Raw genomic sequence first — 21,781 nt, forward strand, 5'->3', positions numbered from 1 at the left:
AGCTATTTGGCAAATATAGACAATCTCATATGTAATGAAATATTATTTTTTACTTTACAATCTATACAAAAACTTAAATCCTATCAGGTAATTAGATACCTCGTGTTTCATTATCGGGATAAAATCCCGTTGGAATGTGATCTTTAAAGAAAAGATTGAACCATGAAACTAAAAATGGAACAGGTGAATAATTTTGTCAAAATCATTTTATGGATACATAAGAGATGCGTGGAAAAACCCCGAGAATAGCTATGTAAAAGATCTTAGATGGGAACGCTTGCAAAAATGGAGAAAAGAAGGTTCAGTTGTCAGGATTGAAAGACCCACCAGAATTGATCGTGCAAGATCTCTTGGATATAAAGCTAAGCAAGGTATTGTAATGGCACGTACAAAGGTACGACGTGGTGGTAGAAGAAAATCTAGATTTGTTGGTGGTAGACGTTCTCAACGTATGGGGGTCAACAGTATCACTGGTAGGAAGAGTATCCAAAGAATTGCAGAAGAACGTGCTAGCAGAAAATATCCAAATATGGAAGTGCTTAATTCATATTGGGTAGCTGAAGATGGAAAATCTAAATGGTATGAAGTCATTTTAGTAGATCCTTCTCACCCTGTAATTAAAAGTGATAAGTCTTTGAACTGGCTATGCAACAATAAAAATAAAGGTAGGGCATACCGTGGTAAGACTAGCGCTGGTAAAAAGGGCAGAGGGATAAGAACCCGCGGCAAAGGTACTGAAAAAACCAGGCCAAGCTTAAGGTCTAACACATGTCGAGTCCAGTGATTCAGTACATAACTCTTCGAGCTAACGTACATTCAACTGAAGTTGAAGAGAGGGTCAAACAAGCCCTCAATTTTTTTTTGGATGGGATGGGAATAGATGATAAGAAAGGTATCATTGAAACCACTAAAGCAGAAGGACATTTTGGTAACCCTATTAGCATATGTTCAGTGAATGTTAAAAAAAGAAGCAAGTGTAAAAATTTCATTCCCTTCTTAAGGCACAATCTTGAAACAAAATATCTTGAAGAACTAAGGAATGAAATCAAGTACAGATTAGATGAAGGCCAAACGTTGCACTTGAGGTTTGATAAGCAAGCTGCATTCACCGGTCAAGCTAAACCATCTTCATCTTCAGATGCGATAATTGTAAAAATAAAGATCACAACATTCCCTAAAAATTGGGAGTTTGCTAGAGAGTTCCTGGAGGATATGTGTGGTGAAGTCTAAGTTTTGTGACTGTAATGTACACCCACTACCAGAAGGAAAAGATACGGTAGCTAGAATGATTAATTTTGCTAAGCATTTGGGCTATCAACGTATAATTATCACATTACATTCAGATTCAGAGTTATCGCCTTCCGATATCCCCACTGATGTTAAAGGAATAGAAGTTTATAGAGGAATAGAAGTAAAAACACAATCTCCCTCGAAATTGAATGGATTGATTGGGAAGTACAGAAAAGCAGCTGATTTTTTATCAGTCCATGGTGGGAATGAAAAAATAAATAGGTTAGCGGTTGAAAATCCTTATGTTGATTGTCTTATGCATCCTTTAACTGAAAAAAATAGTGGCTTAAATCACGTATTAGCAAAAGAAGCAGTACGTAATAATGTGGCTATAGAATTTAATATGGATTTGATCTTAAAAAGTAGAGGTGGGCGAAGAGTTTATGCCTTTTCTCATTTTAAAACTAACTTAATGCTTGCACGTAAGTATGGTGTGGCAACAATTGTGGCAAGTAACTCTAGATCTATTTTCCATATGAGAGCTCCAAGAGAAATGATTGCAATTTCTCAATTGTTCGGTATGAATGAAAGGGAAGCAAACGATTCAATCTCAACCATTCCTGGTGAGATACTCGATAAAAATTGCATTAATAATGGTGCTGTATTTGAAGGTGTGAAAATAATTGAATGATAAAATAAGGTGCTTTACGTGAAGATTCTTCCACCTACATTAAGAAAAAAGAAAAGATATATTGCATTTGAAGTAGTTTCACATAACACTGTTTCAAGAGAAGATCTTATACATGAGATATTTTCAGCAGCCAGTTCACTAGTCGGGGATGTAGGATCAAGTGAATGTGAAATTAGGCTATTACAGTATAACTTTCCAATAGGAATAATCAGATGTCGACATAAAAAAGCTGGTATATCACGCGCAATACTTGCTACGGTCAATAGAGTTCAAAATGAACCTGTTGCCATTAATGTCTTAGGAGTTTCAGGCACTATATCTAACGCAACACAAAAATATGTGGATAAAGTGAATACATTTAAATTTAATGAACTTTGATTATGGTCATATATAAAATAGTATTATGTATATTATACATACAATCAGTTGTAGTTCATAGATGATTAAGATTTATAGGAGATGATAAACGCATGCAAATGGCACCACAAATGGGATATGATAGAGCAATTACTGTTTTTAGTCCTGATGGTAGAATCTTTCAGGTAGAATATGCCAGAGAAGCTGTAAAAAGAGGCACAACAGCAGCTGGTATAAAATATAACAAAGGTGTTGTATTATTAGTGGATAAAAGAATTACAAGCAAGCTTATTGAGGCTGAATCAATAGAAAAAATATTCCAGATAGATGAACACATAGGAGTTGCAACATCGGGACTTGTAGCCGATGCACGTGCACTTGTGGATAAAGCAAGGATTGAATCCCAAATAAACGTAGTTTCATATGATGAACCAATTGGTGTAGAGGTTTTATCTAAGAGACTTTGTGATCATAAGCAGACATATACTCAATTTGGTGGTGTCAGACCGTATGGTACTGCGCTTTTGATAGCAGGTGTTGATGATGAGAGACCAAGATTATTTGAAACAGATCCAAGTGGTGCACTCTTGGAATATAAAGCAACAGCTATAGGAGCTGGTCGCAACTCATTCATGGAAATTTTTGAAGCAAAATACTCTGATGATATGGAACAAGGGTCAGCAATTGATCTTGGTATGGAAGCCGTATATAAATCTTCTGAAGGTAAGCTTGATGCATCAACTGTTGAAATAGGCATTGTTGATGTTGAATCCAAAAAGTTTAGAAAACTGTCTTCAGATGAAGTAAAAGGCTATGTTGATATTGCAATAGAAAGAAACAAGAAAGATGAAGAAATCGAATCTGAAAATGATTCTGAATCCGAGAATGAAGAAAGTTCAGAGGAATCTTCAGAGTAAATATTGTAATTAAATTGGATAAAGGTGTTTTAAAATGGTATCTTTAGATGAAGCTGTGACTGCAAGACTTAAAAAAGGTGGAAAGCACTTTGAAGTGCTAGTGGATCCAGAAGGTGCTTTATCTGTAAAAAAAGGTGAAGATGTTAATATTGAAGAGATTCTTGCAGTAGAATCAGTTTTTGAAGATGCTGCAAAAGGGGATCATTCTTCAGAATCCGATCTTGCTGAAATATTTGGTACTGAAGATGTAATTGAGATTTCAAGGAATATAATAGAGCACGGGGAACTCCAATTAACTAAAGAACAAAGGAAAAAAATGCTTGAGGATAAAACTAAGCAGGTAATAACCACAATCGCTCAAAATGCTATTAATCCTCAAACAAAAACCCCCCATCCACCTTCTCGTATTGAAAAGGCAATGGAGGAAGCAAAAATCCATATTGATCTTTTCAAGAGTGTTGATGAACAAGTTAACATAGTGATGAAGGCAATTCGTCCAATTATACCTATTAAATTTGAAGAAGTTGAAGTTGCTGTAAGAATTCCACCGGAATATGCAGCCAAATCTTATGGTGAGATAGCTAAATTTGGACAACTTGTGAAGGACGAGTGGCAGAACGATGGTTCTTGGGTAGCTGTGATTAAGATTCCAGCCGGAATCCAAAACGATTTTTATGGGCTTGTTAATAAACTGACTAAAGGGGATGCTGAAACTAAACTATTATAAGAGGCTATTATAATGGATAGAAAAATAGTCATACCTGGTGAACTAATTTCAGAGAATGAACAAAACGCCGGTTATGGAACATATGTTAAGGATGGAAATGTGTATGCTTCAGTTTATGGAGTGTTGAATGTTAAGAATAAAGTGGATGTAATACCTTTTTCTGGAAAATATGTGCCTAGTAAAAAAGATTACATTATAGGCACAGTTACAGACGTGACATCTTCTAACTGGCTTTTTGATATTCGGTCTCCATATACAGGTATGCTGCATGTATCAGAGTTCCCTAAACGTGTTGAATCTTCTAAAATGTCAGAATATATTGATGTAGGAGATTCAGCTATATTAAGAGTAAAAGACGTTGATCAATCAATGAAGATTGAACTCACATTACGTGAACGTGGTCTTAAACGTGTAAAACAGGGTCGTGTTTTAGAGTTTCCACCTTCTAAAGTACCTCGGATTATTGGACATGGTGGATCAATGGTATCCATGCTTAAAAAAGAAACTAAATGCGAGATATTTGTTGGTCAGAATGGTAGGATATGGATAAGTGGTTCAGAAGAAAAAATGGATCAATTGACTGATGCAATACGACTTATTGTGAAAGAGTCACATATACACGGTCTAACGGATAAAATATATGACTTTTTAACTAATGAAAAAAACGTGATAGATATTGAGACTTATGTATCTTCTCAAGATGAGATTGAGTTCCAGGAAGACGATGAGATTCCTGAAGATATACATAGAAAAGTAGACGCACTATTGGACTCATCTGAAGACTAATACATAAGCAATAAATCTAAAAAAATGAACACTTTTGTGAATTTACTTGGAGAATAATTATGAGTGATAAACCGGATAAGTTCATCGATGATGATGGCCTACGACTTGATGGCAGGCGCTTTGATGAAATAAGGCCAATGAAGATTGAAATAGGTGTACTCTCCAGAGCTGACGGATCATGTTATCTAGAATGGGGTAAAAATAAGATTTTAGCGGCAGTTTATGGGCCAAGAACACTTCACCCCCGTAGAAAACAGATTCCTGATGCTGCTTTGATTAGGTATAGATATAATATGGCTTCTTTTTCAGTTGAGGAACGGGTAAGACCGGGACCTAGCAGAAGGAGTGTTGAAATTTCAAAGGTAAGTGCAGAAGCATTTGAGCCTGTAGTTCTTACTAAATATTATCCAAATACAGTAATTGACGTTTTTACAGAGGTACTTCAGGCAGATGCTGGAACTAGGACAGCTGCCATTAATGCAGCTTCACTTGCCCTTGCAGATGCTGGAATTCCAATGCAATGTTTGGTTTCTGCTTGCGCGGTAGGGAAAGTAGACGGTAAACTCGTGCTTGACTTGAACAAAGAAGAAGACAATTTTGGTGATGCAGATTTACCAGTTGCAATGACACAAGATGGGGAAGTAACTCTTCTACAAATGGATGGAAATCTTACACCAGATGAGCTCAAAGAATCACTTGAAATGCTGAAGAAGGGGTGTACTGAAATTTTTGAGATTCAAAAGAAAGCATTATACACAAAATTTGGAAAAGACCCTGTTCTTGATGTTGACGACATTGATGACGAAGATGATGAAGGTCTTGCTCAAATTCAAGTTGAACTTGATGACAGTGAAGGTGAAGACGTTGAATTAGATGAAGATTATTTGGATGTGGACGAGGAACTTGAAGAAGCAGTAGAAGTCATTGAAGTCGAAGAAGACCCTGATAAAAAAGGAATTAGCAACCTAAGTGATGAGAAGGAGGATGATTCTGATGAGCAGTGAAGTAATGGCTAGACTCAAAAAAGATTATATCTATAATCTGATGCTTAAAGGGGAGCGTGAGGACAAACGTAGCTTTGATGAGGTACGTGATATTCAAATAGAGACTAATGTTATTGATAAAGCTGAAGGTTCTGCAAAAGTTCAAGTTGGTCAAACTCAGTTAATTGCTGGTATTAAACTTCAGAAAGGAACACCTTTCCCAGACTCACCTGACGAGGGTGTTATAATAACCAGCATGGAACTTAATCCTATAGCTTCACCAATCTTTGAGCCAGGTCCACCTAATGAAAATGCTGTTGAAATGTCAAGAGTTGTTGATAGGGGTATAAGAGAATCTGGTTCAATAGACCTTAAGAAATTATGTATAAAAGAAGGTGAAGAAGTATGGATGGTATTTGTTGATATCCATGTCCTAAACGATGATGGGAATATATTGGATGCAGCTTCTATTGGAGCTATATCAGCACTTTTGACAACGAAAATACCTGCAATCGGGGAAGATAATGATGAAATCCCTGTACCTGTTAGAGAATTGCCAGTTGCGATTAGCTTGGTGGATATTGAAGGACAGCTGATGGTGGATCCAAGTCTTGATGAGGAAACTATATGTAACACTAAAATAACGATCATTTCCAACCAAGATGGTAGTATTTGTGGTATGCAGAAAAGTGGTAATGGTGGCTTAACTATAGATCAAGTGCTTGAAGCCTCTGAAATTGCAGTAAAACGAGCTTCTGAAATAAGAGAGAAACATTTGTTAGACATTTAATATACTTAGATTTTGATCAGTTAATTTAAAGTAAAATAAGTTTGGACCAAAAAGCATATTAAATGCGAATTATTTGAATATCGATATATTTTATAAGGAGAGATAATCTAATGGCAAGAAAGTATTCTAGTAAAGGTCATGTAACCAAATCAGCTGGAAGATTTGGGACACGTTATGGTAGACGAGATCGAAAACTTGTTGCAAATATAGAAGAAAAAATGCGTAAACCCTACACATGCAGTGTCTGCGCTAAGCCTAATGTAGAACGAAAAGGCACTGGTGTCTGGGAATGCAAAAAATGTGGACATTCATTTACAGGTGGAACTTATGCACCAGTGACACCTGTTGGCAAGACGGTTCAACGTACTCTTAAGAAAGCAATGGAAGAGGTAGAATAAATTTATGGGTTATAAGTGTACCAGATGTAAAAGGGCCGTTGAAATTGATTATGAATATACTGGGATAAGATGTCCTTATTGTGGACATAGAATCTTAGTCAAAGACAGGCCAACCAGTATTAAGAGGATAAAGGCAGAGTAAGGAAGAAGTATGATAATTACTTCTTCACGAAAACCCTCAAAAAGGTCACGGACTCTTTGTAAATACCTAGCCTATTTTTTTAACACAGAATATATAAATAGGGGTAAAGCTGGGATTGAAGACCTTATTGATGTTGCTAGTGACAACATTGTTCTTAGTATTGGAGATAGGCATGGAAATCCTGGTAGCCTTGTACTCTATTACAAAACAGATGCTAGCCGGCTATCAATATATTTTAAATTATTGGACTTGCCTAGAACCAAGTACTCAACATCTAAGATGATGGATCCCGTAATTGTAGGTAAAACCGAATTAGCTCAAAAGTTATCTGTATTTACAGCCCTTCACAAAAAAGAGGAAGCTGATAATAACAAAAACATTATTCATAGTTATAAGATACTCAAAGTTACTGAAAAAAAGTTACTCTTTTTTGATAATAAATCGATTATATTCAATTTTGAGATTATAAGCTATCGTGTAATGGATGGTGAATTATCAGAATGATTCTCGAATCCAAAACAACCTTTGAAACGAATAATTCATCTACGGCAAATAATATTTATAGAACATTGGAACCTGAACTTGAAACACTTGTTTCTGAAAGATCAAGTGTAGAAATATTAGCAAACGGGACAAAATTAGAACTTAAAATAAGGTCCAACGATATAATTTCAATGAGGGCGGCTCTAAATACCTGGTTACGTCTAATAAAAATATCATATGAGGTATTCAATTCATTCGATCAAATCCATTAATAATTCGACTCACACAATAACAGAAAGATTAAAATCATTTTAACTCAATTCAATTCGCAGGTGAAAACATGAATAACGAATATCCCCCACAAGTACAAAACCAAATAGCACAACTTCAACAAGTTCAACAACAAGCACAGTCGTTAGCAATGCAGAAAATGCAAACAGAGTCTTTGAAGAAAGAGTCAGAGAATGCATTAGAAGAACTCAAAGAACTATCAGATGATTCTGTTATATATAGGGCAATAGGTGGACTTCAGATACAAGCTAATAAAGATGAAACTATAGATAAATTAAATGAAAAGATCGAATCTCTTTCTTTAAGAATTCAATCTATAACAAGGCAAGAGGAACGTGTTTCTAAAAGGTTCACACAACTGCAAGAGCAAATAAAACAGTCAATGGGACAGCAGCAGGGTCAAGGTCATCAAGCACAATAAACTTGTGTTTGATTTATCTTATGATTGAGACTTTTTTCCTTTAAGGACTAGAGGTGTCAATGCGAGTAGATGAAATTGACTTTTACAACCGGTTATTGAATTATCGTGACATATTATATTTATGCCACCGTAATGCTGATCCAGATGCAGTAAGTAGTGCATTTGCACTTTCAGAAGCTATAGGGGGTACTGTTGGCCTTGTTGACGGCTGTAACCGCGTAGCTTCCTTATTGATTGAAAAACTTGATATTGAGGTTGTAGAATCACCTAACTTTGATGAATATGAGTTTATATTAGTTGTAGATACATCTACAATATCTCAATTAAATGGTCTTAAACTAATGAAATATGGCGTGATTGATCACCATGCTACAACAGCTTTAACAGAGAATGCGGAGTTCTATCTACATAAACATGCATCATCAACAGCTGAAATTGTATTTAGTGTTTTAAAGTGCATGGAGGCACCTGTTATGCCCAGAGTAGCTCTTGGATTACTAACAGGCATTGTTACTGACACAGGACACTTTAAACATGCTAATTCGGAGACATTCAGTTGTGTATCCGAGATTATTAAATTAAGTGGTGTAGATTATGCAGAAGTTATTGATTTAATGGCTAGCACCCCACAAGACATTTCAATTAGGATAGCTATGTTAAAAGCTGCAGCAAGAGCCGACACCGAACGTACAGGTGACTGGCTTATATCAACTTCATATGTAAGTTCATTTGGTGGTTCAGCGGCTTCGATGCTAATTAATATTGGCGCAGATGTATCATTTGTTGGTACGTCTCATAGCAATTCTACTACAAGAATAAGCGGCCGCGCTAAAAGAGAAGCTGTCAATGCAGGTGTAAATCTTGGCCAGATTATGGAAAACATCAGTGCTAATTATGATGGGACTGGTGGTGGCCATGCAGGTGCAGCAGGAATAGATGTTAATTCTGATATGAACGAAATTTTAAATGAATGCAAGATGCATGTAATCGACATCCTTAAACATCAAGAAAATCCGTCAAACTTGTAATTAAAATATTTTAAATGTGTTTGATTTGAAAGGTGAGTAAAATGATAGAGTATTGGAATCCACAGGTAGAGAGGTTACCAGCAGATGAACTAAGGGTGATGCAAGAACAAAAGTTGAAAAATATTATAAAGTACGTATATCAACATTCACCTTTCTATCGGACTAAATTTGATAATGCTGGTGTAAAACCTGAAGATATAAAGACTCTTGATGATGTGACAAAACTACCCTTTACTTATAAGCAGGACCTTAGAGATACTTATCCAACTGGTATGTTTTGTGTTCCAAATGAAAGCTTGGTACGTTTTCATGTTTCTTCGGGAACTACAGGCAAACCCACAGTTGTTGGATATACTGCAAATGATGTGAATGAATGGACTAAATCACTTGCAAGAGCGTTAACTTCTATAGGACTAGGTCGGGGTGATGTTCTCCAAGTGAGCTATGGATATGGATTGTTTACTGGTGGCCTTGGTTTGCATTACGGGGCAGAGGAGATTGGGTCGAGTGTTCTTCCCACAAGTGCAGGAAACACTGAAAGACAACTTGAACTAATGCAAGACTTAGGTACTACATCGATTGCATGCACCCCTTCATATTTTTTATTCCTCAACGAGGTTGCAAAAAAAGAAACCATTAATTTCCAAAAGGATACTAACCTAAGAGTTGGAATCTTAGGTGCAGAACCTTGGTCTGAAGAGATGAGAAAAAGAATTGAAGACTCTACTGGTATAAAGGCTTATGATGTATTTGGAACTTCTGAATTAAGTGGACCTCTTTTTACTGAATGCCTATATCAAGATGGTATTCATATATGGGCTGATCAATTTTTAGTTGAAGTTATTGATACAGATACTGGTGAGCCTGTACCTGAAGGCGAACGAGGTGAACTTGTAATAACTACATTATCAAAAGAAGCGTTACCTTTGATAAGATATAAGATTGGTGACACTACAGTTCTTAATACTGAACCATGCCAATGTGGTCGTACACATCCACGTATAATGAGAATTCTTGGTCGAGTAGATGATATGCTTGTGGTAAGAGGTATAAATGTATTCCCTGGCCAAGTTGAATCAGTACTTATGAACATCCCTGAAGTTGGAGAACACTTTATGATAATTGTTGACCGAGTAAATGAAATGGATTCCATGAATGTTCAAATAGAAGTCACTGACGAAGTATTTAGTGATAAAATCAATGACATGATATCATTAGAAAAAAAAGTTGCATCTGCATTAAAGAGTGTATTGAATCTCAGTGTTAAAGTAGAACTTGTAGAACATGGTTCGCTTCCACGTACTGTTGGCAAATCGAAGAAAGTTATAGATAAGAGGAAACTATAGAACTATATCTATAAAATTATCAAAGGTGATCAAATATGGATAAAACAATAAAACAGATATCTCTTTTTTCAGAGAATAGACCAGGAAGACTTGCCAAAACTGCTGAAAAACTCAAGTCTGCTGATGTCAATATTCGTGCATTCACTATAGCTGAGGCTGGAGATTTTGGAATTATTAGAATGGTCGTAGATAATCCTAGTAATGCTCATAAAGTACTTCATGATGCAGGTTTTACTGTCTCTGAGACGGATGTGCTTGGTGTAGAAATGGAAGATGTACCTGGAAGTCTTGCTAAAATAGCGGATGTATTAGGCGAACATAGTATAAATATAGATTATGCTTATGCTTTTGTAACTAGAACTGATAAAGCGTTTTTGATATTACGCGTAGATAACATTACAAATGCAATCAAAGTACTTGATGAAGCTAATATAGAACTTATTGATATGGACGATATAAAGTTACTGTAACATTATATTGGAAAACTGTAAGTTCAATTTTGATATTGATAAAGTAGTACGAAGAACGAATGTATTTATGTATTTATTTATATAAACTAATAAACTAATGTGTGTGGCTACTTTACTTTGTAGTTAGTTGTAAATTGTAATTTAGAGTGAAGTGTAGCATATTTTAAATTTTTAAATTTATAAGCAATACAATTTAGTAATCGATATTAATTTTTGTAACAAGAATAAAAAGAAGTGGTTGAAAATAAAGGTTTTTATTTTCACCTACTAACCATTTATTCCGATTCAATCTTTGCTTGTGCAGCTGCCAATCGGGCAATTGGTACTCTAAAAGGTGAACAACTAACATAATCTAGTCCGCAGGCATATCCAAATTTGATTGAAGTTGGTTCACCACCATGTTCACCACAAATGCCTACTTTGAGGTTTATGTTACCCATTCTACCTTTTTGAATACCAATTTTTATTAGTTCTCCAACACCTTCTTGATCTAAGGAAACAAAAGGATCTATATCGAGTATCTGTTTTTCAATGTATAAAGGCAGATATTTGCCTGCATCATCTCGACTAAAACCAAAAGTTGTCTGAGTCAAATCATTAGTACCAAATGAGAAGAAATCAGCATGTTTTGAAATTTTGTCTGCAGTAAGTGCAGCACGAGGTAATTCTATCATAGTTCCTATCAAATATTCAACATCCATACCATGCTCTTTCATAACCCTTTCGGCAACTTCAGAGATTTCTTCCTTTACAATAGCTAATTCTTTTGCATCTGACACAAGTGGGATCATGATTTCTGGTATGACTTTAGTACCATCACATTCAAGTTCACATGCTGCTTCGATGATTGCTTTAACTTGCATTTCATATATTTCAGGAAATGTGATCCCAAGTCTGCAACCTCTATGACCTAGCATAGGATTAATCTCCTTTACAGCCTCTACACGCTCGATTAACTTCCTTACTTTCTTTATTTCTTTCCTTTTTTTGTCTTTATCGCACTCGAGTTTAACAAGTTTTGATTCGAGTTCTTCTAATCTTGGTAAAAACTCGTGTAATGGTGGATCTAGTAATCGAATTGTTACTGGATAGTTTTTCATAGCCTTGAAAATACCAATAAAGTCATCCTTTTGCATAGGCTGAAGTTTAGCTAATGCAGTTCTCCTTTCATTTTCATCTTCTGCCATAATCATTTCGCGGACTACAGGTATTCTGTCATCACCAAAGAACATATGTTCAGTTCTACACAATCCAATACCTTCAGCACCAAATTCTCTGGCAGTAGTAGCATCACTTGGCGTATCTGCATTTGTTCTTATATTTATATCACGAATCTCGTCAGCCCATTTGAGAAGAACTTCAAGATATTCACTTACACCGGGTGCTTCAACTTCAACTTGTCCCAAAATAACCCTGCCTGTAGTTCCATCAATTGAGATATAGTCACCTTCTTTCACTTTAATATCATCAACCATGAAAAAAGAACTTGAGGCATCAATCACAATATCAGAACATCCAGCAACACATGGTTTTCCCATACCTCTTGCAACAACTGCTGCATGTGATGTCATACCACCTCTTACTGTTAGAATACCTTCAGCTGCATGCATTCCACCAATATCTTCAGGTGAAGTTTCTGTGCGTACCATTATTGTATTTTCACCTTTCTTCTCCATATCTTCAGCATGGTCTGCTGAAAAAACTACTTTACCTACAGCTGCACCTGGGGAGGCGGCAAGTCCTGTAGCTATTACCTTACATATTGAATCAGGTTTTATCATTGGATGTAACATTTGATCAACTTGTTTCGGTTCCAACCTCATTACAGCTGTTCTTTTATCGATTAAGCCTTCATCGACCATATCTACAGCAATCCTGATTGCAGAAGCAGCTGATCTTTTTCCAGTCCTTGTCTGTAAAATATAAAGTTTACCTTCTTCTATAGTAAACTCGATATCCTGCATATCCTTAAAGTGCTCTTCAAGCTTGTTAAAAATATCTACTAACTGTTCGTAAACATCAGGCATTGATTTTTCTAAAGTTTCAATGGATTCAGGTGTTCTTATTCCAGCAACAACATCTTCACCCTGTGCATTTATGAGATACTCCCCAAAACAATTTTTTTCACCAGTCCCCGGGTCTCTTGTAAAAGCCACACCAGTACCAGAAGTTTCACCCATATTCCCGTAAACCATTGTCTGAATATTTACAGCAGTTCCCCAACTATGAGGTATTCCATGCAAATTTCTATACTTAATAGCTCGTTGATTGTTCCATGAGCTGAACACAGCGTCAATGGCCATTTGAAGATGCTCTTTTGGATCCTGTGTAAAAGGCTTACCTGTACATTTTTTAATAATAGATTTAAACTTCTCGACAATATCTTTTAAATCATCTACACTAAGCTCAGTATCTAGTTTAACTCCAAGTTCACACTTCTTTTTCTCAAGCGTATCTTCAAACTTATTGTAACTTATTCCAAGAACTACATCTGCAAACATTGATAAAAATCTACGATAACTATCATAAGCAAATCTAGGATTATCGGTTTTTTTTGCAAGACCTTTAACAGACTCGTCATTGAGACCTAAGTTTAATACAGTATCCATCATACCTGGCATTGAAGCTTTAGCTCCAGATCTTACAGATAAAAGTAGTGGGTTATCCGAGTCACCAAATTTCTTGCTACTAACTTGTTCAAGTTTTTTAATAGAATTATTAACTTGCTCAATCAGGCCATCAGGGTATTTATTATTCTTTAGATAATATATACAAACATCAGTTGAAATCGTGAATCCAGGGGGTACAGGTACTCCCAAATTAGCCATTTCTGCAAGGTTTGCGCCTTTACCACCCAACAAATTTGTCATTTGTCCATTACCGTCAGTTTCATTATTTCCGAAAAAGTATACGAGTTTGTCTTCAGCCACCAGTTATCCTCCATGGAGCAGATGCCTCTATTTTTTACTATATATAGCATATTGAATTCAATGATGGTTAATAATGAATTTCAAAAGGTACCTTTAATATTAAAGTTTATGGTTTTTATCTATGATAGTGTTATGACAATTGCATTAATTGATAGGATTGCTGATTAACTTAAGGATATTTTTTGAAAAATGCTAGAATCTAATATTTTAAGCATGTTTATTTTTGGAAAAACCTTTCCAGAATGTGTATAGGAAAAAAACGTTATTTTAAATTGATTGCGAAATGTATTTATATTATGAATTTGTTAGTTAACTACTGAACAATTGTATTTATATATTGTGTGTAGACGAGTAATATGAAAAGACTTGGTAAAGTAATGCATATAACCGGTCAAAAGAACATAATAGTTCGGGGAGATCAGAAAGCAAGTCCTTATGGCCTAAAAGAAATTCCTAGAATTAATTCGTATGTAATAGATAAATCCGTTGACCGTGTTGGGAAGATTAATAATATATTTGGATCAGTTACTAAACCATATTATTCAATCAAACCACGTAAATCACATGATTATGGTTATCTTCAATCACTTATCGGTGAAAAAGTCTACGTCCAATGAGAGCATTATAGTAATTAAAAGGTTATGTAATATTTCCTTTTTAATTTTTGTGGTCGCTCTTATTCAAATATTATGATTGGCATCATATTTGCATAATAAAATCACATCAAGTTAAAGTTTACTAAAGTGACATAACAGGAGATATCAAATGGTAGAAGTTGAGAGAACTCGGTATTCTGAAACCTCGGAAAGAGAAAAAATGCGTGCAATGATTAAAGCACGTAAAGAAAAAGAGAAAACTGATGATACTGAGAAACCTGAAGTAATATGCCCTGAATGTGAAAGCAGGAGTTTGGAGCATGATTATGAAAGGGCAGAACTCGTATGTGCTGACTGTGGGTTGGTAGTAGATGCAGAGTTTGTAGATGAAGGACCAGAATGGCGTGCATTTGATCACGACCAGAGGATGAAACGGTCAAGAGTAGGTGCACCAATGACCTATACTATACATGACAAAGGTCTTTCCACAATGATAGATTGGAGAAATCGAGATTCATATGGAAAATCAATTTCATCAAAGAACAGAGCTCAATTGTATAGGTTGAGAAAATGGCAAAGACGCATACGTGTAAGCAATGCAACTGAAAGAAACTTAGCTTTTGCACTATCAGAACTTGATAGGATGGCTTCTGCCCTAGGTTTACCGCGGACTGTAAGGGAAACTGCAGCAGTAGTATACAGGAAAGCTGTAGACAAAAACCTGATACGTGGTAGGAGTATTGAGGGGGTTGCTGCAGCCGCATTGTATGCTGCATGTAGACAATGTAGTGTGCCAAGGACGCTTGATGAGATTGGTGAGGTTTCAAGGGTTAGCAGGAAAGAGATTGGTAGAACTTATCGATTCATTTCAAGGGAACTATCACTTAAATTAATGCCTACATCACCAATAGATTATGTACCAAGATTTTGTTCAGGACTACAGCTTAAAGGAGAAGTTCAATCCAAGAGTGTAGAAATATTAAGACAAGCCTCGGAAAAAGAACTTACAAGTGGTCGTGGACCTACAGGAGTTGCTGCAGCTGCCATTTATATAGCTTCAATATTATGCGGCGATAGAAGAACACAACGAGAAGTTGCTGATGTTGCTGGTGTTACTGAAGTAACGATACGTAACAGGTACAAAGAGCTTGCAGAAGAGCTTGATATTGAGATCATTCTGTAATAAATTCTGATCTCAACTTTTTCAAGAAGCATTCATATTCTGTTAATTTTTTTGGTATCATATAAGTCCAGAATAGGACTTTGTGGGTTCCAATTATGTTAGAAATAATGCATTTACTTTTTATAGGGTTTTCTGTAGGGCTCTCTGGTGCCACTCGTACCTGGCCCAATGTTATTTGCTACTATAGACTCCTCTATGAGGACTGGATGGAAAGCCGGGCCTAAGATTGTTATGGGGCATGCTGGCTTGGAAATGTTAGTAATAGTTTTGATTTTAGCAGGTGTATTCTCAGTACTTGAAGGTTCAATTCCCAAGTCAATATCGGTTATTGGCGGTATAGTCTTAATCTTGTTTGGCGTGCTTACTGCAAAAAATGGATATGAAATTAAAGGTAAAGTATACAATAAAGATGGCTCAGCTTCCAATACTGCTATAAATCCATACATTGCAGGTATACTAACATCTGCATCGAACCCCTATTTCTGGATATGGTGGATTACTGCCGGTACTGCCCTAATGTTTTATGGTCTTGAGGTAGGTATTGTTGCTATGTTCTTGTTCATAATAGGTCATTGGTTAGCTGATATTGGGTGGTATAGTGCTGTATCACTTGGGTTTAGCCGTGGAAAAACTTTAATGTCATTTTTAATGTATAAATATATAATTATTGCATGTGGTACCTTTTTAGTGATTTTTGGTGCTTGGTTCATAGTCAATTAAATTAGAAAGGGTTGCCCAAATTTATTAAGGATATATGAGGTGTTATTAATAGTATGGAACGATATTGTATCAAGGTACCTACAAAAGAAGCAGAAAAAGTACGCAGGATTTTACTTGATAATGAATTACTTGACGGTGATTTTAAAATATTTTCCTCTACAAACTTTATTTTTTTACCAATAGTAAGATTAGTGCCACTTCAGCTTTTAAAAGAATTACAATTATCTAATCAGATTGAGGTCGTAAAAAAAGAATTTGATCCTATTGAAAAACCTCCTACACTTGAAGGTATATTAGGTTTCAATCCACAACATGAACTTATTGGGAATGTTGCTATCATTGACTCTGAAATAGATCAAAAAAAAGAGGTTGCAAATGCACTGTTAAAAGCATATCCTAAATTGAAAACTGTTGTTGCAAGTAAAAGTCCAGTTCAGGGAGAGTTTAGAGTAAAGAAATATGAATTCGTTAAAGGAGAATGTACTACGGAAACAGTTCATAAAGAAAACGGATGCAAGTTCACTCTTGACCTTGAGAAAACTTATTTTACGCCAAGATTAGCTACTGAAAGGCAAAGAGTTGCTTCAAATGTTTGTAAGGGTGATAAGGTGATTGATATGTTTGCTGGAGTGGGTCCCTACAGTATACTTATTGCTAAGAGTGGTCTTGCTGAGAAGATAGTTGCAATTGATAAAAATCCAAATGCTATAAGCTATTTGAAAAAAAACATTAAACTGAATAAAGTGGAAAATATCGATGCAATAGAGGCTGATGCACGATATTTAAGTAGTAAATATAATGGATTTGCGGATCATATCATAATGAACTTACCTCATAGTGCTTATGAATTCTTAGATTCAGCTATAAGTATGGTTAAAGCTGGTGGTATAATATATTATTATACTATTAATCCCGAAAATAATTTATTTGGAGCCTCGATTAAACAAATAAATGAAAGTTGTGAGAGACTAGGTAAGGAATGTATCATCAAAGAAGAACGTATAGTTAGATCATATGCACCACACCAGTATAATATCTGCATAGAGTTTCGTGTAAATAATGATAAAGTTTAAAATCAGGAAATGCCTATTTTCCATTCTACCCAAAAATCTACCCATATTCGCCGTTGTGGCTTAGTCCGGTATAGCGGCTGATTCGTAATCAGCAGGTCGAGGGTTCGAATCCCTCCGACGGCTAATTAAATTATTAGTATAAATTCTTATTATGTTACTTTGAATCTAAGGCAGTTTGTAAGTCTAATTTGGATATATCTTTGCGTGTAGCAAGTGTATAGGCCTATAGAGAGTTAGACTTTAGGAAAATATAATTATTACTTTTATCTTCTATATTATTCAAATAAGTTTTTATGTACTAATTGAATTAGGTTTATCAAGATTGGTAATTTAAAAGATTTTGATATTTGTATTATTTGTTAAAAATTTAAATAAATATTAAAAAACACTAGTATTGTTTATATAAATAATATCTCTAACTTTTTAATAATTGTAGCTATTGTTAACTAATATAGAACATTAGAAAGTAGTTATAGTTTGATAAAACTCAGAAGCTTCAGGACTTAAATAGATACTTTCTATCACAAGCTAACTGAACTGACTATTTTAAAAGACAAATATATTGCCTTAAATTCAAAAAACAAGTAGTGTGAGTCATCTTTATTTTCTCTTAAACTCCAGAAAGAACATTTTGCAATAAAAGAGAAATAGTAGAAGTAAAATTGATACAGAGCTCGAGTGAAAGGAACAAGAAGCTACCAAAAAATTACGTTCTTTTTGATGCTGAAAGTACACTCCAGACAAAGTTAACTGAGATTGATGAAGAAGAAACTTTTAAAATACTTCATGATAAATTTGTACCTGAAAGAGAAGGATTTTTATGCATCAAATCAATCAAGAATGTGACAGTAAACGCTGATTTTGCTTGAAGTAAAGCGAAAGAAAACATTTATTCAAACCTGGATGCATAAATAATATAGCTAGGTTCAAAATCGTTTAAATCATAGTAAAATCAAAAAATAAGTTGAACTTTCAAATTCTTTTTTTTTATGATTAAAAAAATACCGTACAATAGCACACTTAGGTTATTAAGGAGTAAAAAAACAAATAAATAAATAAATAGTATTCACTCAATATATTTCAGCAAACATGAAATTATTATAAAAGTAAACTCTATGTTGATAGAAGGTGAGCAAATTGGAAAAAGTAGAAAAGAATAAAGAAAATCTAATGAAATGTATTTGTATGAAGAAATGTCCTAGCTATACATTTGCCTGTAAAGTTAAATCAATGCCGTCGAATACCGCAGAATTACTTAAAGGTGTAACTAAAGGGGATTTGTCAGAGACTGAACATTTAGAAGGGGTCTTTTGTGCATTTGGGAAAAGTAACTGTATAGTTGATGAGAAAGGATGTGTTTGTCCTGACTGTGAAGTATATAAGAATAATAACCTTTCAAATATGTATTACTGTCTAATTGAAGGAGGTAGATAAAGAGCTTTCTTTCAAAGTACAAAATTTTTAAAGTTATTATAAATAGAGGTAATCAAGTATAAATTTCTGGAAGTTGTAACTAATTAAAAACTTGAAAAATATAAATAGGATTGATTTAATGTATCAATCAAAATATATTTCTTCTATGGGTTAATATTAGATGATTAAAACAAATATATGTTGCAATATCAGGTTATTGATACTGTTAGTATCATCTCAGGGTAATTTTCTACACTGAAAGTATATGTTCCAAAATCTGTAAACATGTATCTATATACATCGCCAAACTTTAGTTCTTGATCATCGAATAAACCATCGTTACTTATAAGTGTATATGTATCTAATCTATAATAACTTCTCCAAGAAATTGTATCTCCACGATTAATTGTGATCTCCGAAGGTCTCATTACATTATATCCTTCCATTCTTACCAGGTGTCCTTGCCCAGTAACCAGAAACTCTTCATCATTATTTTTGAAATCTAAATCACTTTCAGATAGTATTTCTTCTACCTCTTCGAGTTCAGTATCCTCGCTACACCCACTTACAAAAGCGCTCAATATAATGAGTAATCCAATTAAAGCTATCAATTTATTTGTTACCATTACAACCACCAAAGCAACTTAAATTCACGTGCAATCATTTCATAATGTTAAAATGTTGCGAAACTCTAAAAAATAATATAGTTTAGATTTAGCTTTACTACTATATACACTTGCTGGATTAAAGTAAGTTACTAGGGTTACCTTTCATTAATGAACTTTTGTTCCAGACTTATGTTGATCCTTATTTTATTTCTTATATCAAAGTGCTCTTTCAGTATCTGAGTAATTCTTGAAGATATAGCTGTAGAATATAGGGAAATTATGGAAAGGCAACACATTGTCAAATCTAACCAAAAGCTTTTCTAGTTTCAAGTTTCCGTTTCATTATTAGTGAACTTGCAGTACAATATTGAGAGATGATACATGATCCATCAAATAGCTGAAGGTAATGCAGTCTAGTGCATTGATATTCCAGAGCAACACTCCACCTCTCCTGAATACCCTTATTATGAATAAGTGCTAATGGCACCATTCTAAGAACAGAGAAATCGCTACCATTGTAGTGCTTCTTTCTTTAGTTGCGATTTGCGCAGGATTCAGGCGTAGAGTCTAGACAATATTAGATAGTATGAGAATCTATAAGAATTTCATTCTCATTCATTATTTTAATTATTTAATTTACAATTTTAGTATTATATTGTTATATAAAATTAAGCATGTATAGTGTTGGGTCATTGAAACTAAATATTTCCATTCATTACTTTGATAAAATAAAAAGTAATCAAAATTTGGAAAAAAAAGCTGACCACTGATTTTTTGTAGAGCGAAACATTTACATAATTCAACCTAGGAAAAATTATCGATATGTTTATGTATTATATGCGATTATAAATGATTTAAGCAAATTGAGGTTAAGTGAAATGAAAATCACAATTCTTAGATACTTGCTTTTAATCTTTTTGGTTATAGTAACTATTGGTTGTATTGGTGACAATGGGGCTTCAGATGAACAGAGTGATTTCGATTACTATGTTGAACGTGGGAACTCATTTTATCAAATTGGGAATTATGAAGATGCAATAAGCATGTACAGTAAAGCATTAGAAATTGATCCTGGAAGATCTTCAAATATATGGGTATATCGAGCTTCATCTTATTATCTTTTGCAAATGTATTCAAATGCAGCATCAGATTATAAAAGGGCTATTGAATTAGGTACACGTGACATTGAAGTAAAAAAGTATTATGCGTATTCAGTTTATGGTACTGGCGATTATGAAAACGCTCAGAGGTTATTTAATAATGTATTGGAAAATGAGGCAAATGATCCTGTAATATGGGCTTACTTAGGTTACTCTCAATATGAACGTGGTTATTATGATGATGCATTAATATCGTTTGAAAATGCAATCGAACTAACTCCTGACCCATCATATTTAGATTATCATCACCTTGCATATTCACATCATTACTTAGGTAATGAAGAAAAAGCTCTTTATTATTTCGATAAAGCTATTGAGGTAAATCCTTATGATGAAGAACTAATACAGATGCGTAAAACTTTGTTGGAAAACTAAATATTGAACATTTTTTAAGAAGTGACATTTTAAGGAAAAATAAGTCACTTGCCATGTTATCATTTTTTTATACTGGCTTATTAAAACTTTCAATAGCTTATTCTATAATTTTAAGTCTGCTGTGCTAATTTTATTTTATTTTAATTCTACATAAAAATAGTTGTAAAAATTCTATTAAAAACAACCATGTTTAAAATATATATAATATATAGGAAAACTATATATTATTCTAAAAAATATGTATTAGTGAACTAAGTATGAAATAAAAAGATCTTGAGGAATTAACTCAATATATTAGAACAACTTGTAGGAAATATAAAAATGCATAACAGAGAAAAAAATTGCAGTAATAAATTAGATAAGGGGAAATTTAGCTGCAAGAAAAAAGCTACAAAGCAAAAAAAAATGGATAGTAATGAATTGGAAATCTATAGGTTTATTTCCGGTGGCTTTGATGCAAAGTGAGAAATTAGATGATTAATAACTAAAATAGAATATCAAATAGTTATGGTATCACTTATTTTAGCCTCAAATAAATGTTAGTTTTTGATATTTATGATAATCTATTACCTTGATAGTTACTTTTTTTGTATTTTTCATCCATTGAAATGCTATTTGACCGTTAAATTAGCTCAATGAAAAATCATCTAAAATACCTAAAAT

Annotated in this window: 26 protein-coding genes and 1 tRNA gene; 25 read left to right on the top strand and 2 right to left on the bottom strand. The window is 34.3% G+C overall.

All coding sequences use genetic code 11. The features are described 5' to 3' along the window. The first annotated feature begins 193 nt into the window (after window positions 1-193). The 17 genes from J2T59_RS05595 to J2T59_RS05675 all read left to right on the top strand — a co-directional run bounded on the left by J2T59_RS05595 (window position 194) and on the right by J2T59_RS05675 (window position 11,060). The gene (locus tag J2T59_RS05595; RefSeq protein ID WP_259134777.1) at window positions 194-784 is read left to right on the top strand and encodes a 50S ribosomal protein L15e; all 591 of its coding nucleotides are present in this window, start codon (window positions 194-196) and stop codon (window positions 782-784) included. After that, window positions 769-1,230 (top strand): RNA-binding domain-containing protein, encoded by a 462-nt coding sequence (locus tag J2T59_RS05600; protein WP_259134779.1) that lies wholly within the window; start codon window positions 769-771, stop codon window positions 1,228-1,230. The genes J2T59_RS05595 and J2T59_RS05600 overlap by 16 nt, the downstream gene beginning before the upstream one ends. Further along, the gene (gene rnp3, locus J2T59_RS05605; RefSeq protein WP_259134781.1) at window positions 1,220-1,921 is read left to right on the top strand and encodes a ribonuclease P protein component 3; all 702 of its coding nucleotides are present in this window, start codon (window positions 1,220-1,222) and stop codon (window positions 1,919-1,921) included. Before J2T59_RS05600 ends, rnp3 begins: the two co-directional genes overlap by 11 nt. 18 nt (window positions 1,922-1,939) lie before the next feature. Continuing rightward, window positions 1,940-2,299, top strand: coding sequence for an Rpp14/Pop5 family protein (locus J2T59_RS05610; RefSeq protein WP_259134783.1), 360 nt, complete (start codon window positions 1,940-1,942; stop codon window positions 2,297-2,299). 92 nt (window positions 2,300-2,391) lie between these two features. Continuing rightward, window positions 2,392-3,195: an archaeal proteasome endopeptidase complex subunit alpha gene (gene psmA, locus J2T59_RS05615; RefSeq protein WP_259134784.1), complete on the top strand. Its 804-nt coding sequence runs from the start codon at window positions 2,392-2,394 to the stop codon at window positions 3,193-3,195. 34 nt (window positions 3,196-3,229) lie between these two features. Then, entirely contained in the window at window positions 3,230-3,922 is a 693-nt protein-coding gene (locus J2T59_RS05620; RefSeq protein WP_259134786.1) for a ribosome assembly factor SBDS, read from the top strand. A 12-nt stretch (window positions 3,923-3,934) separates the two neighbouring features. Further along, complete coding sequence (gene rrp4, locus J2T59_RS05625) at window positions 3,935-4,708, top strand: exosome complex RNA-binding protein Rrp4 (protein ID WP_259134788.1); 774 nt, start codon at window positions 3,935-3,937, stop codon at window positions 4,706-4,708. Between the two features lie 59 nt (window positions 4,709-4,767). Continuing rightward, window positions 4,768-5,712 (top strand): exosome complex exonuclease Rrp41, encoded by a 945-nt coding sequence (rrp41, locus tag J2T59_RS05630; RefSeq protein WP_259134790.1) that lies wholly within the window; start codon window positions 4,768-4,770, stop codon window positions 5,710-5,712. Continuing rightward, window positions 5,696-6,481: an exosome complex protein Rrp42 gene (rrp42, locus tag J2T59_RS05635; RefSeq protein ID WP_259134896.1), complete on the top strand. Its 786-nt coding sequence runs from the start codon at window positions 5,696-5,698 to the stop codon at window positions 6,479-6,481. The genes rrp41 and rrp42 overlap by 17 nt, the downstream gene beginning before the upstream one ends. A 110-nt stretch (window positions 6,482-6,591) precedes the next feature. Then, window positions 6,592-6,879, top strand: a complete 288-nt coding sequence (locus tag J2T59_RS05640; RefSeq protein ID WP_259134792.1) for a 50S ribosomal protein L37ae — start codon at window positions 6,592-6,594, stop codon at window positions 6,877-6,879. A gap of 4 nt (window positions 6,880-6,883) precedes the next feature. Next, window positions 6,884-7,021, top strand: coding sequence for a DNA-directed RNA polymerase subunit P (locus J2T59_RS05645; protein WP_259134795.1), 138 nt, complete (start codon window positions 6,884-6,886; stop codon window positions 7,019-7,021). A gap of 9 nt (window positions 7,022-7,030) precedes the next feature. Further along, window positions 7,031-7,525, top strand: a complete 495-nt coding sequence (locus tag J2T59_RS05650) for a Brix domain-containing protein (RefSeq protein WP_259134797.1) — start codon at window positions 7,031-7,033, stop codon at window positions 7,523-7,525. Further along, entirely contained in the window at window positions 7,522-7,776 is a 255-nt protein-coding gene (locus tag J2T59_RS05655; RefSeq protein WP_259134799.1) for a KEOPS complex subunit Pcc1, read from the top strand. The genes J2T59_RS05650 and J2T59_RS05655 overlap by 4 nt, the downstream gene beginning before the upstream one ends. A 68-nt stretch (window positions 7,777-7,844) precedes the next feature. Next, window positions 7,845-8,216, top strand: a complete 372-nt coding sequence (locus tag J2T59_RS05660) for a prefoldin subunit beta (RefSeq protein WP_259134801.1) — start codon at window positions 7,845-7,847, stop codon at window positions 8,214-8,216. 59 nt (window positions 8,217-8,275) lie between these two features. Further along, a complete protein-coding gene (locus J2T59_RS05665; RefSeq protein WP_259134804.1) occupies window positions 8,276-9,244 on the top strand; it encodes a DHH family phosphoesterase in 969 nt (322 codons plus the stop codon). Window positions 9,245-9,285: 41 nt separating this feature from the next. Then, the gene (locus J2T59_RS05670) at window positions 9,286-10,590 is read left to right on the top strand and encodes a phenylacetate--CoA ligase family protein (protein WP_259134806.1); all 1,305 of its coding nucleotides are present in this window, start codon (window positions 9,286-9,288) and stop codon (window positions 10,588-10,590) included. 35 nt (window positions 10,591-10,625) lie between these two features. Further along, window positions 10,626-11,060 carry an ACT domain-containing protein gene (locus J2T59_RS05675; RefSeq protein WP_259134808.1) on the top strand — a complete coding sequence of 145 codons (435 nt, stop codon included), beginning with the start codon at window positions 10,626-10,628 and terminating at the stop codon, window positions 11,058-11,060. 275 nt (window positions 11,061-11,335) lie between these two features. Here J2T59_RS05675 and ppdK read toward each other — a convergent pair whose 3' ends face one another. After that, complete coding sequence (gene ppdK / locus J2T59_RS05680; RefSeq protein ID WP_259134810.1) at window positions 11,336-13,990, bottom strand: pyruvate, phosphate dikinase; 2,655 nt, start codon at window positions 13,988-13,990, stop codon at window positions 11,336-11,338. 356 nt (window positions 13,991-14,346) lie between these two features. On the opposite strand from ppdK, the gene J2T59_RS05685 reads away from it, so the two are divergent. The 7 genes from J2T59_RS05685 to J2T59_RS05715 all read left to right on the top strand — a co-directional run bounded on the left by J2T59_RS05685 (window position 14,347) and on the right by J2T59_RS05715 (window position 18,996). Then, window positions 14,347-14,607, top strand: coding sequence for an H/ACA ribonucleoprotein complex subunit GAR1 (locus tag J2T59_RS05685; protein ID WP_259134812.1), 261 nt, complete (start codon window positions 14,347-14,349; stop codon window positions 14,605-14,607). A 148-nt stretch (window positions 14,608-14,755) separates the two neighbouring features. Next, window positions 14,756-15,769 carry a transcription initiation factor IIB gene (locus J2T59_RS05690; protein WP_259134814.1) on the top strand — a complete coding sequence of 338 codons (1,014 nt, stop codon included), beginning with the start codon at window positions 14,756-14,758 and terminating at the stop codon, window positions 15,767-15,769. Window positions 15,770-15,916: 147 nt separating this feature from the next. Continuing rightward, window positions 15,917-16,489, top strand: coding sequence for a LysE family transporter (locus tag J2T59_RS05695; protein ID WP_259134816.1), 573 nt, complete (start codon window positions 15,917-15,919; stop codon window positions 16,487-16,489). A gap of 53 nt (window positions 16,490-16,542) precedes the next feature. Next, a complete protein-coding gene (locus J2T59_RS05700) occupies window positions 16,543-17,562 on the top strand; it encodes a class I SAM-dependent methyltransferase (RefSeq protein ID WP_259134818.1) in 1,020 nt (339 codons plus the stop codon). Window positions 17,563-17,611: 49 nt separating this feature from the next. Continuing rightward, window positions 17,612-17,685 (top strand) — tRNA-Thr (locus J2T59_RS05705). A gap of 539 nt (window positions 17,686-18,224) precedes the next feature. Continuing rightward, on the top strand, window positions 18,225-18,431 hold the full coding sequence (locus J2T59_RS05710; RefSeq protein ID WP_259134820.1) for a hypothetical protein: 207 nt from the start codon (window positions 18,225-18,227) through the stop codon (window positions 18,429-18,431). A 259-nt stretch (window positions 18,432-18,690) separates the two neighbouring features. Further along, window positions 18,691-18,996 (top strand): DUF2769 domain-containing protein, encoded by a 306-nt coding sequence (locus J2T59_RS05715; RefSeq protein WP_259134821.1) that lies wholly within the window; start codon window positions 18,691-18,693, stop codon window positions 18,994-18,996. A gap of 188 nt (window positions 18,997-19,184) precedes the next feature. On the opposite strand, the gene J2T59_RS05720 is transcribed toward J2T59_RS05715, so the two are convergent. Further along, entirely contained in the window at window positions 19,185-19,601 is a 417-nt protein-coding gene (locus J2T59_RS05720) for a cupredoxin domain-containing protein (RefSeq protein ID WP_259134823.1), read from the bottom strand. 860 nt (window positions 19,602-20,461) lie between these two features. On the opposite strand from J2T59_RS05720, the gene J2T59_RS05725 reads away from it, so the two are divergent. Next, window positions 20,462-21,118: a tetratricopeptide repeat protein gene (locus J2T59_RS05725; protein WP_259134824.1), complete on the top strand. Its 657-nt coding sequence runs from the start codon at window positions 20,462-20,464 to the stop codon at window positions 21,116-21,118. The last annotated feature ends 663 nt before the right edge of the window (window positions 21,119-21,781 follow it).

The sequence above is a fragment of the Methanosalsum natronophilum genome, from assembly GCF_024808815.1.
GTDB lineage: Archaea > Halobacteriota > Methanosarcinia > Methanosarcinales > Methanosarcinaceae > Methanosalsum > Methanosalsum natronophilum.

Bases quoted from the DNA above. Each gene is read 5' to 3' on its own strand.
- J2T59_RS05655 (WP_259134799.1), top strand. From the start codon at position 7,522: ATGATTCTCGAATCCAAAACAACCTTTGAAACGAATAATTCATCTACG.
- J2T59_RS05700 (WP_259134818.1), top strand. From the start codon at position 16,543: ATGGAACGATATTGTATCAAGGTACCTACAAAAGAAGCAGAAAAAGTA.
- J2T59_RS05640 (WP_259134792.1), top strand. From the start codon at position 6,592: ATGGCAAGAAAGTATTCTAGTAAAGGTCATGTAACCAAATCAGCTGGA.
- J2T59_RS05685 (WP_259134812.1), top strand. From the start codon at position 14,347: ATGAAAAGACTTGGTAAAGTAATGCATATAACCGGTCAAAAGAACATA.
- rrp41 (WP_259134790.1), top strand. From the start codon at position 4,768: ATGAGTGATAAACCGGATAAGTTCATCGATGATGATGGCCTACGACTT.
- J2T59_RS05690 (WP_259134814.1), top strand. From the start codon at position 14,756: ATGGTAGAAGTTGAGAGAACTCGGTATTCTGAAACCTCGGAAAGAGAA.
- J2T59_RS05600 (WP_259134779.1), top strand. From the start codon at position 769: ATGTCGAGTCCAGTGATTCAGTACATAACTCTTCGAGCTAACGTACAT.
- J2T59_RS05675 (WP_259134808.1), top strand. From the start codon at position 10,626: ATGGATAAAACAATAAAACAGATATCTCTTTTTTCAGAGAATAGACCA.
- J2T59_RS05665 (WP_259134804.1), top strand. From the start codon at position 8,276: ATGCGAGTAGATGAAATTGACTTTTACAACCGGTTATTGAATTATCGT.
- psmA (WP_259134784.1), top strand. From the start codon at position 2,392: ATGCAAATGGCACCACAAATGGGATATGATAGAGCAATTACTGTTTTT.
- J2T59_RS05620 (WP_259134786.1), top strand. From the start codon at position 3,230: ATGGTATCTTTAGATGAAGCTGTGACTGCAAGACTTAAAAAAGGTGGA.
- J2T59_RS05645 (WP_259134795.1), top strand. From the start codon at position 6,884: ATGGGTTATAAGTGTACCAGATGTAAAAGGGCCGTTGAAATTGATTAT.
- J2T59_RS05670 (WP_259134806.1), top strand. From the start codon at position 9,286: ATGATAGAGTATTGGAATCCACAGGTAGAGAGGTTACCAGCAGATGAA.
- J2T59_RS05720 (WP_259134823.1), bottom strand. From the start codon at position 19,601: ATGGTAACAAATAAATTGATAGCTTTAATTGGATTACTCATTATATTG.
- J2T59_RS05660 (WP_259134801.1), top strand. From the start codon at position 7,845: ATGAATAACGAATATCCCCCACAAGTACAAAACCAAATAGCACAACTT.
- J2T59_RS05650 (WP_259134797.1), top strand. From the start codon at position 7,031: ATGATAATTACTTCTTCACGAAAACCCTCAAAAAGGTCACGGACTCTT.
- rrp4 (WP_259134788.1), top strand. From the start codon at position 3,935: ATGGATAGAAAAATAGTCATACCTGGTGAACTAATTTCAGAGAATGAA.
- J2T59_RS05725 (WP_259134824.1), top strand. From the start codon at position 20,462: ATGAAAATCACAATTCTTAGATACTTGCTTTTAATCTTTTTGGTTATA.